The 15,724-nt window shown below is 55.3% G+C and carries 12 protein-coding genes; 7 read left to right on the forward strand and 5 right to left on the reverse strand.

The features are described from left to right. The first annotated feature begins 6 nt into the window (after positions 1 to 6). Positions 7 to 2,769: a leucine--tRNA ligase gene (gene leuS / locus PGR91_RS01030; RefSeq protein WP_055205210.1), complete on the forward strand. Its 2,763-nt coding sequence runs from the start codon at positions 7 to 9 to the stop codon at positions 2,767 to 2,769. 83 nt (positions 2,770 to 2,852) lie between these two features. Here the strand turns inward: leuS and PGR91_RS01035 are convergent, their stop codons facing one another. The 4 genes from PGR91_RS01035 to PGR91_RS01050 form a co-directional block, all read right to left on the reverse strand. Further along, on the reverse strand, positions 2,853 to 3,287 hold the full coding sequence (locus tag PGR91_RS01035) for an energy transducer TonB (RefSeq protein WP_118655378.1): 435 nt from the start codon (positions 3,285 to 3,287) through the stop codon (positions 2,853 to 2,855). A gap of 56 nt (positions 3,288 to 3,343) precedes the next feature. Continuing rightward, a complete protein-coding gene (locus PGR91_RS01040) occupies positions 3,344 to 4,081 on the reverse strand; it encodes a TylF/MycF/NovP-related O-methyltransferase (protein ID WP_118655380.1) in 738 nt (245 codons plus the stop codon). Positions 4,082 to 4,215: 134 nt separating this feature from the next. Continuing rightward, the gene (locus PGR91_RS01045) at positions 4,216 to 4,875 is read right to left on the reverse strand and encodes a hypothetical protein (protein WP_101571687.1); all 660 of its coding nucleotides are present in this window, start codon (positions 4,873 to 4,875) and stop codon (positions 4,216 to 4,218) included. A 160-nt stretch (positions 4,876 to 5,035) separates the two neighbouring features. Then, the gene (locus PGR91_RS01050) at positions 5,036 to 6,958 is read right to left on the reverse strand and encodes an NAD(+) synthase (protein ID WP_101571689.1); all 1,923 of its coding nucleotides are present in this window, start codon (positions 6,956 to 6,958) and stop codon (positions 5,036 to 5,038) included. Positions 6,959 to 7,531: 573 nt separating this feature from the next. On the opposite strand from PGR91_RS01050, the gene PGR91_RS01055 reads away from it, so the two are divergent. Genes PGR91_RS01055 through PGR91_RS01065 form a run of 3 tightly spaced genes read left to right on the forward strand, consistent with a single transcriptional unit; the run spans position 7,532 to position 10,715 of the window. Beyond that, positions 7,532 to 8,323, forward strand: a complete 792-nt coding sequence (locus PGR91_RS01055) for a pyrroline-5-carboxylate reductase family protein (protein WP_101571691.1) — start codon at positions 7,532 to 7,534, stop codon at positions 8,321 to 8,323. Positions 8,324 to 8,342: 19 nt separating this feature from the next. Continuing rightward, complete coding sequence (gene proB, locus PGR91_RS01060) at positions 8,343 to 9,434, forward strand: glutamate 5-kinase (protein ID WP_118655382.1); 1,092 nt, start codon at positions 8,343 to 8,345, stop codon at positions 9,432 to 9,434. Between the two features lie 33 nt (positions 9,435 to 9,467). After that, on the forward strand, positions 9,468 to 10,715 hold the full coding sequence (locus tag PGR91_RS01065; protein ID WP_118655384.1) for a glutamate-5-semialdehyde dehydrogenase: 1,248 nt from the start codon (positions 9,468 to 9,470) through the stop codon (positions 10,713 to 10,715). A 202-nt stretch (positions 10,716 to 10,917) separates the two neighbouring features. Here the strand turns inward: PGR91_RS01065 and PGR91_RS01070 are convergent, their stop codons facing one another. Beyond that, positions 10,918 to 11,286: a DMT family protein gene (locus PGR91_RS01070; RefSeq protein ID WP_101571698.1), complete on the reverse strand. Its 369-nt coding sequence runs from the start codon at positions 11,284 to 11,286 to the stop codon at positions 10,918 to 10,920. 86 nt (positions 11,287 to 11,372) lie between these two features. Between PGR91_RS01070 and PGR91_RS01075 the strand changes: the two genes are divergently transcribed. The 3 genes from PGR91_RS01075 to PGR91_RS01085 all read left to right on the forward strand — a co-directional run bounded on the left by PGR91_RS01075 (position 11,373) and on the right by PGR91_RS01085 (position 15,694). Beyond that, positions 11,373 to 12,011, forward strand: coding sequence for an MBL fold metallo-hydrolase (locus tag PGR91_RS01075; protein WP_055202434.1), 639 nt, complete (start codon positions 11,373 to 11,375; stop codon positions 12,009 to 12,011). Between the two features lie 215 nt (positions 12,012 to 12,226). Then, positions 12,227 to 13,486 carry a hemolysin family protein gene (locus tag PGR91_RS01080; protein WP_055203495.1) on the forward strand — a complete coding sequence of 420 codons (1,260 nt, stop codon included), beginning with the start codon at positions 12,227 to 12,229 and terminating at the stop codon, positions 13,484 to 13,486. 147 nt (positions 13,487 to 13,633) lie between these two features. Next, positions 13,634 to 15,694, forward strand: coding sequence for a peptidylprolyl isomerase (locus PGR91_RS01085; RefSeq protein ID WP_118655386.1), 2,061 nt, complete (start codon positions 13,634 to 13,636; stop codon positions 15,692 to 15,694). Positions 15,695 to 15,724: the final 30 nt, after the last annotated feature.

Genomic DNA, 15,724 nt, shown 5'->3' on the forward strand with positions numbered 1-15,724 from the left:
GGGCTTATGGAGTACAATTTCGCGGAAATCGAACAGAAGTGGCAGAAACGCTGGATCGAACGTAAAACCTACAAGGTCGAAGCCGATCCGTCGCGGCCGAAGTTCTACGTGCTGGATATGTTTCCGTACCCGTCGGGGGCGGGGCTGCATGTCGGACACCCGCTGGGGTATATCGCGTCGGACATTTATACGCGTTACAAGCGGCTGAAAGGATTCAACGTGCTGCATCCGATGGGATACGACGCGTTCGGACTGCCGGCCGAACAGTATGCGATCCAGACCGGGCAGCATCCGGCCGTTACGACCGAGAAAAACATCGACCGTTACCGCGAACAGTTGGATAAGATCGGGTTCAGTTTCGATTGGGATCGAGAAGTGCGTACCTGCGATCCGGGGTATTACCACTGGACGCAATGGGCCTTCCTCAAAATGTTCGACAGTTTTTACTGCTATGACGAGAACAAGGCGCTGCCGATTTCGAAGCTGGTCGAAGCGTTCGAGCGGGCGGGAACCGAGGGGCTGAACGCAGCCTGCACCCGGGAGATGTCGTTTACGGCAGCTCAGTGGAAAGTCATGAGCGAGGCCGAAAAAGAGAATGTCTTGCAGAATTACCGGCTGGCGTTCCGCGCCGATACGATGGTGAACTGGTGTCCGGGGCTCGGTACGGTGCTGGCTAACGACGAGGTGAAGGACGGGCTGTCGGTGCGCGGCGGTTTCCCGGTGGAGCAAAAGCGGATGAAACAGTGGTTGCTGCGCGTGACGGCTTATGCGCAGCGGATGCTCGACGGGCTCGACCGGCTCGAGTGGAGCGATTCACTGAAAGAGATCCAGCGCAACTGGATCGGCCGCAGCGAAGGGGCACAGGTGTTTTTCGGATTGAAAGGGCTTGACGAGCAACTCGAAATCTTTACGACGCGGGCGGATACCATTTTCGGGGTTACGTTCATGGTGCTGGCTCCGGAACACGAGCTGGTCGGCAAACTGACCGCGCCGGAATACAAGGACGCCGTCGAAAATTATCTGGAAGAAGCTAAAAAACGTTCCGAAAGGGAACGTATGGCCGACACCAAGCGCGTGAGCGGCCAGTTCACCGGCGGCTACGCGATCAATCCGTTCAACGGCAAGGAGATTCCTATTTATGTCAGCGATTACGTGCTGTCCGGTTACGGGACGGGCGCGATCATGGCCGTGCCTGCGCACGATAGCCGCGATTACGCCTTTGCAAAGCACTTCGGTCTGCCGATCGTTCCGGTGGTCGAGGGCGGCGACCTGTCGGTCGGGTCGTACGACGCCAAGTCCGGAACAATGATCAACTCCGAATTCCTGACCGGTATGGATGTCAGGGAAGCGATTCCTGCGATGATCGACGAGATAGAGAAGCGCGGATTCGGCAGTCGTAGGGTCAACTATCGGCTGCGCGACGCGATTTTCAGCCGACAGCGTTACTGGGGAGAGCCGTTTCCCATCTATTATAAGGACGACGTCGCCTGTCCGCTGTCGGAAGACCGGCTGCCGTTGCAGTTGCCTCCGATGCGGGATTTCGGCCCGACGGCCGACGGCGAACCGCCGCTGGCGCGGGCGAAGGATTGGCATACGGACGAAGGGTATCCGTACGAACTGAGCACGATGCCCGGTTTCGCCGGATCGTCGGCCTACTACCTGCGCTACATGGACCCGCATAACGACAAGGAACTCGTCTCGAAAGAGGCGGACGAGTACTGGCGCAACGTGGACCTGTACGTCGGCGGCATCGAGCATGCGACCGGACACTTGATGTATTCGCGTTTCTGGAATATGTTTTTGTACGACATAGGCTGCGTCTGCGAGCCGGAACCTTTCAAAAAGCTGATCAATCAGGGGATGATCCAGGGGCGTTCGAACTTCGTCTACCGGATCAAGGGAACCAATAAATATGTCTCCGCAGGACTGAAGGACGGGTACGATACGCAGGAGATCCACGTGGACGTCAACATCGTGCGCAACGACGTGCTCGATCTGGACGCGTTCCGCAAATGGATGCCCGAGTACGCCGACGCCGAATTCGTGCTCGAAGACGGGAAATACGTTTGCGGTTGGGCCATCGAGAAGATGTCGAAATCGATGTACAATGTCGTCAATCCCGACCACATCGTCCGCGATTACGGGGCCGATACGCTGCGGATGTACGAGATGTTCCTCGGCCCGCTCGAACAAAGCAAGCCGTGGGATACGAACGGCATCGACGGCGTGCATAAGTTCCTGCGCCGGTTCTGGCGGCTGTTCTTCGACCGCGACGGGAAGTTGATTCTGACCGACGAAAAACCGACGGCCGGGGAGCTGAAGACGCTGCATAAAACGATTCGGAAAGTGACCGAAGACATCGAAAATTTCTCGTTCAATACGTCGGTCAGCGCTTTTATGATCTGCCTGAACGAACTGAGCAACCAGAAGTGCGCGAAACGCGCGGTGCTCGAACCGCTGGTCGTGCTGATCGCGCCGTTCGCTCCGCACCTTGCCGAAGAGGTCTGGGAACAATTGGGGCACGGAACTTCCGTTTTCGATGCTCGTTTCCCGGAGTACGACGAAAAATACCTCGTGGAAGACAGTTTCGAATATCCGGTATCGTTTAACGGAAAGATGCGGTTTAAAAAGGAACTGTCGCTGTCGTTGTCTCCGAAAGAGGTCGAAGCGGCCGTGCTGGCCGATCCCGCCGCCGGGAAGTACCTGGAAGGGAAAACCCCGAAAAAGGTGGTGGTCGTTCCCGGTAAGATCGTCAATGTCGTTTGCTGATTGCCGATCCAAGGGGTAGATGTAAAAACACGAGGGCGCTGTCAACGGACAGCGCCCTCGTGTTTTTACTTTGCTTTTCCGGATTATTTCGGCAGCCTGAAAGTGACGGGCAGCGTGAAATAGACGTTTACCGGTTGGCCGCCGGATTTACCCGGTTTCCAGCGCGGCATTGCACGGACGATGCGTATTACTTCGGCATCGCAGGCGGGAGACAACGACTGAACGATCTCCGGCTCCCGGACTTCGCCCGTTTTGGAAATAATCATGCGGACGACAACCCTGCCTTCCGTTCCGGCGGCCACCTCTTCTTTCGGGTAACGCAGGTTGACCCTGAGATATTCGGCAAGGCGTTCCGGTCCTCCGCGGAAAGAGGGTAATACGTCGGCTTTTGCGGTAACGGAGTCTTTGCCTGTTTCCGTTTTTACCGGGGCGGCCGGATCGCCGGCAGTCGGCCGGCCGTTCGCTGCGGCGCCTGCGAACAACAGCAGGGACAGTACGGCGACGTTTAGACTTTTCATGACGGGTAGTTTTATTTGTGGGCGTTTCAAAAGATTTGGGAATTACGAATGCATTTTTATTTAACCACAAAAGCAACCTGGAGGTAATTGTTGACCGCGCCTAAAGGTTTCAGTTCGATATAAAATGCCTTTATAAACTCATTAAAGGCTTTGAATTCGTGCAAAGGCACGTTAAATTCGTCGAATAGAATGATATCGCCCGGTTGCAGATACGGATAAAGCTGAGTTAAGACAAAAATCGTGGAAGAATAAAGGTCTGCGTCCATATGTACGATCTTCCGGACAGCGGATTTTAAGTCACCCCTATTTTCTTGGATAAACGGAACCAAAGTATCCTGGAACAATCCTTTGACAAACTTTACGCGATTATCTTGTACCTGTGATTCTTGATGCTGCATGTCTCCTTTTCGAAAAAACATGCCCCAATTCTCAGGAAGACCTTCGAAAGTATCGAATCCGTAAAAACGGGAAGAATCGTTTTTATTCTCATTCAACCACCATTTGAACGAGGTGCCTCCGGCGACTCCGAACTCGAGATAAACGATTTCGGAATTGTCCTTTAAATAATTGTCCGATATGTATTTGTATAGATTGTATCTGTTGTTGTAATTCCGGTTGAAAGCGACGGGTTCGCGGTATTCGAATTTCTTTTTATTCCCGTATATCCATACCAACAGCTTGTTTAGGTAGGATAGAAATAACATCAATTTTGTGAAAGGATAAAATAGGAATGTTATCGGCAACAATAACAGACAACTTTTGACAAAGCCGGTAAGTTTAATCAATGGTTTCATGAAATGATCGCATTTATCGGAAACGTCTTTCCGATAGGTTTTTATACAGATGGCCAATTTTTACAAACGCCGAACGGATTCCTTCGTCTTATCTTTTCTTCGTCCGTTTGGGAGCGGGAGGGAGGAAGGCCTTGTCAGTATGTCACGATCGCCTCGTAGGCCTTTACCAATTTGAGCGGGTCCTTGACCGAAAATTCGTTGCTCTCGATTCGTTGCACCAGATCCGGATAGTTGGCGAAAGTCTGTTTGGCGAACCGGACGAAGTTTTTCTGCGTGCTTTCGGGGTTCTCTCCCGCGGTGCTGACCGACAGTACCCGCGCGGCGGGTTCGTCTTTGAGTTTTACGTAGCACCAGCGTTCTTTCTGCAGAGCGGTGCGCAGGCCGGTCGTCTGTTCCGTTTCGCGGAATTCGGTCAGCAGCGCGATGCCGTCCTTGCCCCGGTAATCTTCGCGAAACAGGACGGGCATCCGGTAACGGCCTTTCTCTTTTTTAGTGTCCGGAGAGTTCGATTTGAACATTCGGTAGCGAATCTCCCGGACATAATTGACGGTATCGCCGTCAAGCCCGACCATGACGATGCGGTCGATCTCTCCGATCGGATAGCGGCGGGGCTTGGCGGTGGGACTCTGGCTCAGATCAACGTACTGGATCGTCGAATAGAACGGCGAGCGGAGGTAGCCTTCTTGCTGTGTGCCGTCCTTCATGATCAGGGTAGTCGTTCCCTGTGCCGATACGGATTGAACCGACAGCACAATCGTCAGGCACAACGCTGAAAACGAGATGAGTTTTTTCATAATAGCGTATTTCGTTTTACGGTTATTGGTTTCATGGCCCGGATCGCGTTTTCCTTGCGGAGCATGGCGATCCGTTATGTTTTATAAGATGCTTTATACGCGCCGTTCGTTACAAAGGAAAATAAAAAAAATGATTTTTCGCTATTTTTTGGTCCATTATTTACAGGCTTTCCGCTTCGCGGATCCACATGGCGGGCGAAGCGTCGCTCGGCATACGCCAGTCCCCGCGGGGCGACAGACTGACCGATCCCACTTTCGGCCCGTCGGGCAATGCCGATCGTTTGAACTGTTGCGAGAAGAAACGCCGTAAGAATACGGTCAGCCACTTTTTGACGGTTTTCGCGTCGTATTTTCCGGCGAACGCCCGGCAGGCCATGAAATGGAGTTTGGCCGGGCGGCAGCCGAACCGGACGAAATGGTACAGAAAAAAGTCGTGCAGTTCGTAAGGGCCGACCAGGTCTTCGGTCTTTTGTACGATTTCGCCCTTTTCGTCGGCAGGCAGCAGCTCCGGACTGATAGGGGTGTCGACGATGTCGAGCAACCACCCCCGGGCGACTTCGTAGTCGGGATGCGCGGCCACCCAGCGCACCAGGTGGCGAACGAGGGTTTTCGGAACCCCGCAATTGACTCCGTACATCGACATGTGGTCGCCGTTGTAAGTAGCCCAGCCCAGCGCCAGTTCGGAAAGGTCGCCGGTGCCGATCACCAGTCCGCCCGTGCGGTTGGCCAGATCCATTAGGATCTGCGTGCGTTCGCGGGCCTGGGCGTTTTCGTAGGCGACGCTGCGGTCGGCGTCGTCCATCCCGATGTCGCGGAAATGGACGGCGCAGGCTTCGCGGATGCTGATTTCGCGGATGCCGACCCCGAGCGATTCCATCAGTCGCAGGGCGTTGGTATGGGTGCGGTCGGTCGTTCCGAAACCGGGCATCGTGACGCCGAGAATGTTGCGGCGCGGGAGTCCCAACTTGTCGAACGTGCGGACGGCTACCAGCAGGGCGAGCGTCGAATCGAGCCCGCCGGAGATACCGACGACGGCCGAATGCGTGCCGGTATGCCGGATGCGCTGCGCCAGTCCGCCGACCTGGATGCTGAAGATTTCTTCGCAGCGCTGCTGCATTTGCTGCGGATCGTCCGGGATGAACGGGCTCGGATTGAAACCGCGTTCGACCGGAAACTGTTCGCGGTCGGCGCGCAGGGCGACCGGGATGCGTTTGCAGAGCGTGCCGCTGCCGTAGGATGCAAAGGTATTGGTTTTGCGCCGCAGGGTCAGCAGCCGTTCGATGTCCGTTTCCGCTACGGTCAGTTGTTCTTCGAGCGAGAAGCGTTCCGATTCGTTCAGAAAGATTCCGTTTTCGGCGATCAGGCCGTTGCCGGCGAAAACCACGTCGGTCGAAGATTCGCCGAATCCGGCCGAGCTGTACAGGTAAGCCGACAGCGTGCGGGCCGACTGCTGGGCGATCAGCGAACGGAGATAAGCGTGCTTGCCGACCATTTCGTCGCTTGCCGACAGATTGACCAGCAGGGTGGCCCCGGCCACTGCGAGGCGGGAGGACGGCGGGTGCGGAACCCACAGATCTTCGCAGATTTCGACACCGAAACAGACTTTCCCGTCTTCGAAAAGCAGGTCGGTCGAGAACGGAACTTGCTGTCCGCACAGTTCGACCGTTTCGCGGTGGGGTTCCGCGCCGGAGGCGAACCAGCGCGCTTCGTAAAATTCGTCGTAATTCGGCAGGTAAGTCTTCGGCACGACTCCGAAAATGATGCCGGAGCCGAATACGACGGCCGTATTGTAGAGCCGGTTGTCGACAGCCAGCGGCATACCGGCGATACAGACCGTCCGGCAGGAGGCCGTGTCGGCGAGCAGCCGTGCGAGAGCCCGTTCGGCTTGTTCGATCAGGAAAGGCTGGCCGAACAGGTCGCCGCAGGTGTATCCGGTGATGCAGAGCTCCGGAAATGCCGCGACGGAGACGCCTTGCCGGTCGGCTTCCCGAATCAATCCGGCGATTCGGGCGATGTTGTGGCTGCAATCCCCCGCCTTCACGCCCGGTGTGGCGGCTGCGATTTTCAAAAATCCGAAGTCCATACGATTCGAGCAATTTGTCCGGTACAAAATTAACGAAAAAATTCGGGGAGTTTTCGGACATACGTCGATTTTCCGTTTCCCGCCGCGTCTTTTTTGAGAAGGGCGGGGCGTGTCTTTGCTGCCGAAGCTTAAAAATAAAAATGTTGTTTTTTCAGTATCAATGCCATTTTTGACTATGGATTCCAAAGTCTGGACGTAGAAATTTACTTGATTTTCCTCTGTGTCGAAAGAATCATCTATGCCGTCAGAACCAAGGACAATAGCGACAGGAAACTTGCCGTCGCCATCAAAACAGTAACGGAACTCGTCTATGGCACCGCTGTCACAAATAGAGGTTGTTTTACTGAGAAAGCATCTTTCAGCGGGTAACGATTTGAAAACCGTACTACTTCATAAATCCGCCTTCCTTTGCGTTACCCCGTTTTTCCCCTTGTCCTCTTTTATTTTCGCAAACACTTTATTTATAATTATTTCGCGTACCTTTCTCCCTTTCTGCTCGTCTTTTCCAGAGATTTTTCGTAATTTTGTAAGTTAATAGCATACGTTTCAATAAAAAAATAAAACATCGAAACCATGAAAATCACGATTATCGGAGGGGGCAACATCGGCGGCGCCATCGCCGGAGGACTGGCGGCCAGCACATTGATGAAAGCATCGGATCTGACCGTAGCGGATCCTTCAGCCGCCGCGCTCGAACGAATCAAGGGCCTGAACTCCGCGATCCGGACGTCTCAGGATAACGCCGCGGCCGTAGAAGGAGCCGACCTGATCATCCTGGCCGTCAAACCGTGGCTGGCCGAAGAGGTATCCGCCACGTTCCGGGATAAACTCAACTTCGACCGGCAATGCCTCGCATCGGTCGTGGCGGGCGTCAGCTTCGAAAAACTGAAAACCATGCTCGACAACGGGAAAGACGTCCGCCCGGCGTTGCTGCGGCTGATCCCGAATACGGCGATCTCGCTGCGCGAGAGCGTCACGTTCATCGCATCGGACGGCGCTTCGGAAAGCCAGCTGAATGCCGTGGTCACGCTGTTCAAAGAACTCGGACAGACCGTAGTGGTATCGGAAGCGATGATGGCGGCCGGCACTTCGCTGGCGTCGTGCGGAATCGCTTTCGCGCTGAAATACCTCGGCGACTCGATCAAAGGAGGCGTCGAACTGGGCTTCGACGAAACCCAGTCGCGCGAGATCGTCATGCAGACGATGCGCGGCGCGCTCGCCCTGCTGCAAGCCAACGGCACGATGCCGCAAACCGAGATCGACAAGGTGACCACGCCCGGCGGACTGACGCTGAAAGGACTCGACGCGATGGCCGAAGGCGGTTTCAGCGAAGCCGTCCGCGCCGGATTGCTCAAAAGCCGTTAACGACCGTACAGCAAAGATTATGAACAACTCATACAGATTCAAACGGATTGTCGTAAAGGTAGGCAGCAACGTGCTGACCCGCCCGGACGGGACGCTCGACACGACGCGGATGTCGGCGCTGACCGACCAGCTCGCCGCGCTGCACCGCGCAGGCGTCGAGGTGATTCTCGTGTCGTCGGGGGCCGTCGCATCGGGACGCAACGAGCTGAAGACGCAACGGAAACTGGATTCCGTTTCGGCCCGCCAGCTCTTTTCGGCCGTCGGACAGGTGAAGCTGATCAACCACTACTACGAGTTGTTCCGCGAATACGGCATCACCTGCGGACAGGTGCTGACGACCAAAGAGAACTTTTCGACGCGGCGCCACTACCTGAACCAGCAGCACTGCATGTCGGTGATGCTCGAAAACGGCGTGATCCCGATCGTCAACGAGAACGACACGATCTCGCTGACGGAACTGATGTTCACCGACAACGACGAGCTGTCGGGCCTGATCGCCGCGATGATGGACGTCGAGGCGCTGATTATCCTCAGCAACATCGACGGCATCTACAACGGCAACCCGGCAGACCCCGCATCGAGCGTACTGCGGGAGATCGGCTCGCAGCGCGACGACCTGGCGCAGTACATCTGCACCGGGAAATCGCAGTTCGGCCGCGGAGGTATGCTGACCAAATGCCGAATCGCGATGAAGGTGGCCGACGAAGGGATCGAGGTAATCGTGGCGAACGGCAAACGAGACAACATCCTGCCGCAACTGTTGGCCGAACAATCCGAAGTCGTCTCGACGCGCTTCGTTCCGGCCCCGCGAACGATCTCGCAGGTCAAAAAATGGATCGCCCATTCGGAAGGATTCGCCAAAGGCGAGCTGCACATCAACGAATGCGCTTATACGGCTCTGACGGGCCCGTCGGCGACGAGCCTGCTGCCGATCGGCGTAAACCGTGTGGAAGGGGAGTTCGAGAAGGACGACATCGTCCGCATCGTCGCCCCGAACGGCGAACCGATCGGGGTCGGGCGCGTCGCCTGTAGCAGCGCCAGGGCGCGCCAAACGATGGGACAAAAAGGAGGAAGGCCGGTCGTCCATTACGACTACCTATACCTCGACTGACAGGAAAACGATTAACAAACGATACAGAAAGCCATGCAACTGAAAGACTGTTTTGAAAAAGCGCTCGAAGCGTCGCGGGAATTGAACTGCGTTTCCGCATCGAAAATCGACCGGACGCTGACCGCACTGGCCGACGCCGCCGAAAAGCACACGGACGAAATCCTCGAAGCCAACCGGGAGGACCTGGCGCGGATGGAGCCGTCCGACCCGATGTACGACCGCCTGCTGCTGAACCGCGAACGCATCGCGGGCATCGCCGCCGACATCCGCAATGTCGCGTCGCTGCCGTCGCCGCTGGGAAAAATACTGAGCGAAACAGTCCGTCCGAACGGAATGAAGATCACGAAAGTAAGCGTACCGTTCGGCGTGATCGGCGTGATTTACGAAGCGCGGCCGAACGTCGGATTCGACGTTTTCTCGCTGTGCCTGAAATCCGGCAACGCCTGCATCCTGAAAGGAGGCAGCGATGCCCGGTATTCGAACGAGGCGATCGTTCGGGTCATCCGGGAGGTGTTGCGCGAACAGGGATTGGACGAAAACTGCGTAACGCTGATGCCGGCCGACCGAGCGGCGACCGCCGAACTGCTAAACGCCGTGGGTTACGTCGACCTGATCATTCCGCGCGGCAGCAAAGGGCTGATCGACTTCGTCCGGCAGAACGCGCACGTCCCGGTCATCGAAACGGGAGCGGGCATTTGCCACACCTATTTCGACCGCGACGGAGACCTGAAAAAGGGAACCGCCATCGTACTGAACGCCAAAACGCGCCGCGTAAGCGTATGCAACGCGCTCGACTGCCTCGTTTTCCATCGGGACAGGCTCGCCGACCTGGCCGCCTTATGCGCGCCGCTGGCCGGCAAAAACGTCGTTATCCTTGCCGACGGAGAGGCATGGAAAGCCCTGAACGGGCACTATCCGGCGGAACTGCTGCAACCGGCCGACGAACACAGCTTCGGGACGGAGTTCCTCTCCTACCGCATGTCGGTGAAAACGGTCGACTCGGTCGACGAGGCGATCCGACACATCGCGCGCTACTCGTCGCGGCACAGCGAAGCCATCGTATCGGAAAACCCGGAGACGATCCGACTGTTCTTACAGCGGGTCGACGCCGCCTGCGTATACGCCAACGTATCGACCGCCTTTACGGACGGCGCCCAGTTCGGCCTCGGAGCCGAAATCGGGATCAGCACGCAGAAGCTGCATGCCCGAGGCCCTATGGCGCTTCAGGAGCTGACCTCTTACAAATACATCGTCGAAGGAGACGGACAAACCCGCGCCTGACAGTACCGTCCGGAAGCGGACACCGACCTCCCGCCGGAACGGTCGGAGGAAATAAAAAACAAACGAAGCGGCCCGAAATATTTCGGGCCGCTTCGTTACCGGATTCAAGACAAAACGATTCACTGTCACCGGATACGAGCGCCGATCCGTACCCGGCTCCGTCCGGTTTCGAATTTTCTCCGAGAAAAAACTTTTCCGGCAATTACTTTTTAAAAATAAAATAGACCGCCATCACCATGCACACGAAAGCCATCAGATGGTTCCAGCGGAACGTCTCGGTTTTGAAAAAAGTCAGGGCGAATACGGTGAACACGGTGAGAGAAACCACCTCCTGAATAATTTTCAATTGGAAAAGCGTGAAGGGCCCTCCGTTCCCCTGAAACCCGATCCGGTTGGCCGGCACCAGGAAAATGTATTCGAAAAACGCGATGCTCCAGCAGAACACGATCACCAGCAACTGGGGCAGCGTGTCGAACCAACGCTGCCCCCGCAGATGCAGCTGTCCGTACCATGCGAAAGTCATGAAAATATTGGAGATAACGAGCATCCCGATTGTAAGATAAGGTTTCATTATGGATCAAATCAATTTTTGCGCGACAAAATTACAAACTATTCGTAAATTTACGCTTGTCAAACAAAATTTCAAAAAGAACGATTATGACCGATACATATCCGACTACCGACAAAACGCTCGAAGTGACCTACATCGGTCACGCTTCGGTAATGTTTCGCTACGGGGACGAAATCATCCACGTCGATCCTTACGGCGACATAGCCGATTACAGCGGGCTTCCGAAAGCCGACCTGATCCTGATCACCCACCATCACGGCGACCACCTGGACTCCTTCGCGATCGCCGATATCGAGAAGCCCTCGACGCAGATCATCGGCAGCCCGTTGGCGATCCGCGAACTCGGACGCGGCCAAGCGCTGAAAAACGGAGAAGAAACCGCCTGGAACGAATTCCGCATACGCGCCACAGCCGCCTACAACCGGATCGCCATGCGTTCGCCGGGGGTTCCGTTCCATATTAAAGGCGAAGGAAACGGCTATCTGCTCGAAGTGGCGAACCTGCGGATCTATATCGCTGGAGACACCGAACTGATCCCGGAGATGGAAAAGCTGGGTCCGGTCGATATCGCCTTCCTGCCGAAAAACCTGCCCTACACGATGAGCGACCAGATGTTCGTCGAAACGGCCCGGCTGATCCGTCCGACCTACCTGTACCCCTACCACTATTTCGAGGTCGACCGGGAAACGCTGCAAAAAGCGTTGCCGGCCATTCGGATCCGTTAAGACGTTTCGTAAACCGCAACGGCACGGGGCCGACCGTTCCGAACGCCCACCCTATTTTCCGGTTTTCGCGGACGGCAACCGCTCTTACGTAAAAACCGGAGCCGACCGCCGTTCAATAGCGTACCCGACCGGACGAATCAATCCGGAAAATTCATATCTTTGCGACGGGAAAGCGGAATCGTCTACCCGCTTCCCGAAAAACGCAACCGAACAGCATGCTTGCCGTCATCATTACCGTCGTCGTTTCGCTGGCTCTATCCGCATTTTTTTCGGGTATGGAGATCGCGTTCCTGTCGTCGAACAAACTGAAACTCGAAATCGAAAAGAAACAAAGCCGGGCGTTCGGCTACGTGGCCGGCCTGTTCTCGAAATATCCGGGACAGTACATCACGACGATTCTGGTGGGCAACAACCTGGCATTGGTCATCTACTCATTGCAGATGAGCGTATTGATCCAACTGTTGCTCGTCCGGAGCGGACTGATCCTCGGCAACGGCGCGTCCTACGTGATCGAAACGCTGGTATCGACGCTGATCATCATCTTCACGGCCGAATTCATCCCGAAGGCGGTCGTACACCTGAACCCGAATTTCTACTATAAAAACTTTGCAGTCCCGGTCTACTTTTTCTACCTGCTGTTCTATCCGGTCGCTAAACTGACGACTCTGATCGCGGTGGGTATCTTCAAAATCTTCGGGTTGTCGCTGAACCGCGAACAGCGGATCAACACGTTCAACAAAGTGGATCTGGCCCACCTGCTGGACGAAGTCTCGGACAGCCCCGAACAGCAGCAAAACGAAAAAGACATCCGCCTGTTCCAAAACGCGCTCGACTTTTCCGACCGGCTGGTGCGCGACTGCATGGTTCCCCGCGTCGACATCGAAGCGGTCGAACAGAACTGTCCGGTCGAAGAAGCGACCAGACGTTTCGTCGAAACGCAGTTTTCGCGATTGCTGGTCTACGACGGGAGTATCGACAACATCATCGGTTTCATCCATACCAAAAACCTGTTCCAGCAACCCGGAAGCATCCTGGAAATCATTAACAAGGTGGATTACGTGCCGGAAAGTATGCCGACCCGGAAACTGCTGGCCACCTTTATCAAGAAACACCATTCGGTGGCGGTGGTGATCGACGAGTTCGGAGGGACGGCCGGCATGGTGACCAGCGAGGATATCCTCGAAGAGATCTTCGGAGAGATCGAAGACGAACACGACTCGCAGGATCTGGTGGAGAAAAAGATGAGCGACACGGAGTTCCTGTTTTCGGGCCGGCTCGAGATCGAAGCCATCAACGAAAAATACCGGCTCGACTTCCCCGAAAGCGACGACTACGACACGCTGGCAGGCTATGTAATTTCGAAGTACCAGGGCATACCCGGAGTCGGCGAAACCATCCTGGCAGACAACAAACGGCTCAAAATCCTGCGCGTAAACGCCTCTAAAATCGAACTGGTACGCGTCACGATCCTCTGAAAAGACCGCAAAACGGGCCCGAACCGGACGCAGCGGGGAGAAAAATGGAGAATCTTAACTCCGTTTTGTTATTACAAAAAAGAATTTTATTACCTTTGGAACCTGTTATATGTTTCAAACGCAGTAAACAAAAACTAAATCTCTAATATGGCAACATTAAACACATTAAGGACCCGGGGCGGAATTATCGTGTCCGTGGTGATCGGAATCGCTCTGCTCTCTTTTCTGTTGGGCGATTTCGGGAACACGGGAGCCAAGCTGATGAACGATCGCAAAATGAAAGTCGGCACGATCAACGGCGAGAAAATCGGTTACGCCGAATTCGCCGATAAGGTCGACGTTTATACGAAAGCCCTGGAGACCATGTACGGATCGCAGAGCCTTTCGGCCGAGCAGCAGGAGAATGTGAAAAACCAAGTATGGCAGGCGCTGATCATGCAGTACGCCTGGGAGCCCGGCTTCGAACAATCGGGACTTCAGGTCAGCGAGAACGAGCAGATCGACATGGTGGACGGTTCGTTCATCTCGCCGGTGATCCGCACCACTTTCACGAATCCCAACACAGGAACCTTCGACCCGGCGATCGTGCGCAATTTCGTGACCCAGATAGACAAAGATCCCACCGCGGCGCTGGTTTGGAACTTCATCAAAGACCAGATGATTCAGCAGCGTTACCTGTCCAAATACATCACGCTGGTCGCCAAGGGAATGTACGTTACGGATCTCGAAGTGGAACAGGGCGTCGCCAATTCCGACATAACCAGCGCCATTTCGTACATCGTCAAGGACTATTCGCAGGTCGCCGATTCGACGATCGACATCTCGCAAGCCGAAGTCAAAAAATATTACGACGCTCATAAGAATATTTTCCGTCAGACGGCCTCGCGCGACATCGAATACGTATTGTTCGACGTATTACCTTCGGACAGCGATTACGTCGATGCCGAAAAGCACATCAACGAGATCGCCGCGGAATTCGCCGTCAGCGAAACCCCGCTGCAATACGCCACGCTGAACTCCCAGAACCCGACCGAAAAACGGTATTTCACGGAAGATCAGTTGCCCGCCGAACTGGCCGCGTTCGCCTTCGGAGCGAACAGCAACGGAATGTACGGCCCGACCAAAGAAGGAGACATGTACACGATGGCCCGCGTGGCCGATTCCAAAATGCTGCCGGACTCGGTCGGAGCGCGTCACATCCTGATCGGAGCCGACCAGAAGGCCACTGCGGACAGCATTCTGAACGCGCTGAAAGGCGGCGCCTCCTTCGCAGAACTTTCGGCGACCTATTCGCAGGACCCCGGAGCGAAAGCGAAAGACGGCGACCTGGGCGTCTTCCAGCCCGAACAGATGGTTCCGGAATTCAGCGAAGCCGTCCTGGAAACGCACAAGGGCGACTATTTCACCGTCCAGACGCAGTTCGGTATCCATGTCGGACAGGTAACCTACAAGAGCGAACCGAAGAAAAAAGTGCAGTTGGCCACGATCACCTATAAAATCGAACCGAGCGAAACGACCCAGCAAACCATCTACGCCAACGCCAGCAAATTCATCAGCGAAGCGGCCGGATCGTACGAAAACTTCGAAAAAGCGGCTACGGACAATTCGCTGTCGAAACGGGTCGTACGGATCAAAAATACCGACCGCAACGTCAGCGGCATCAACAATTCGCGTGAAATCGTCCGCTGGGCCTATAACGGAAACAAAGGCGACGTATCCGCCATCATGGAAGTGGACGGCAATTACGTAATCGCCGCCATCACCGGCGTTTCGGAAGACGGAATCGCACCGCTCGAAACCGTATCTCCGCAGATCGTTTCGATCCTGCGCGAACAGAAAAAAGGCGAAATCCTGGCTCAGGAGATGACCGGAAGCTCGCTGGCCGAAGTGGCATCCAAACTGAACCTGGAAGTCAAAGAAGCGGCTAACATCGACTTCAACTCGTTCTACATCGAAAGCGTCGGCGTAGAACCGAAGTTGATCGGAGCCGTTACCGGAGCGAAGGAAAATACGCTGTCGAAACCCGTTGCCGGACAGAAAGGCGTCTTCCTGTTCGACGTAACTTCGAGAGCCAAAGTGGACAACGTAACCCCGGAAAGCGAAAAGGTACGCCTCGAAGCGAGCGCGCAGGCCTATATTATGGAGCGCGTCAACCAGGCGTTGACCGAACAGAGCAAGATCACCGACAACCGTGTGAAATTCTTCTAACGGAACCGGGAATCGGACATCCGATCCTAT

The organism is Candidatus Alistipes pullistercoris (assembly GCF_027665465.1).
Lineage (GTDB): Bacteria > Bacteroidota > Bacteroidia > Bacteroidales > Rikenellaceae > Alistipes_A > Alistipes_A hominis.

Excerpts from the sequence above, each read along its gene's own strand:
- PGR91_RS01085 (WP_118655386.1), top strand. The coding sequence starts at position 13,634 with ATGGCAACATTAAACACATTAAGGACCCGGGGCGGAATTATCGTGTCC.
- PGR91_RS01040 (WP_118655380.1), bottom strand. The coding sequence starts at position 4,081 with ATGAAACCATTGATTAAACTTACCGGCTTTGTCAAAAGTTGTCTGTTA.
- PGR91_RS01055 (WP_101571691.1), top strand. The coding sequence starts at position 7,532 with ATGAAAATCACGATTATCGGAGGGGGCAACATCGGCGGCGCCATCGCC.
- PGR91_RS01075 (WP_055202434.1), top strand. The coding sequence starts at position 11,373 with ATGACCGATACATATCCGACTACCGACAAAACGCTCGAAGTGACCTAC.
- PGR91_RS01050 (WP_101571689.1), bottom strand. The coding sequence starts at position 6,958 with ATGGACTTCGGATTTTTGAAAATCGCAGCCGCCACACCGGGCGTGAAG.
- PGR91_RS01070 (WP_101571698.1), bottom strand. The coding sequence starts at position 11,286 with ATGAAACCTTATCTTACAATCGGGATGCTCGTTATCTCCAATATTTTC.
- proB (WP_118655382.1), top strand. The coding sequence starts at position 8,343 with ATGAACAACTCATACAGATTCAAACGGATTGTCGTAAAGGTAGGCAGC.
- leuS (WP_055205210.1), top strand. The coding sequence starts at position 7 with ATGGAGTACAATTTCGCGGAAATCGAACAGAAGTGGCAGAAACGCTGG.
- PGR91_RS01065 (WP_118655384.1), top strand. The coding sequence starts at position 9,468 with ATGCAACTGAAAGACTGTTTTGAAAAAGCGCTCGAAGCGTCGCGGGAA.
- PGR91_RS01045 (WP_101571687.1), bottom strand. The coding sequence starts at position 4,875 with ATGAAAAAACTCATCTCGTTTTCAGCGTTGTGCCTGACGATTGTGCTG.
- PGR91_RS01035 (WP_118655378.1), bottom strand. The coding sequence starts at position 3,287 with ATGAAAAGTCTAAACGTCGCCGTACTGTCCCTGCTGTTGTTCGCAGGC.
- PGR91_RS01080 (WP_055203495.1), top strand. The coding sequence starts at position 12,227 with ATGCTTGCCGTCATCATTACCGTCGTCGTTTCGCTGGCTCTATCCGCA.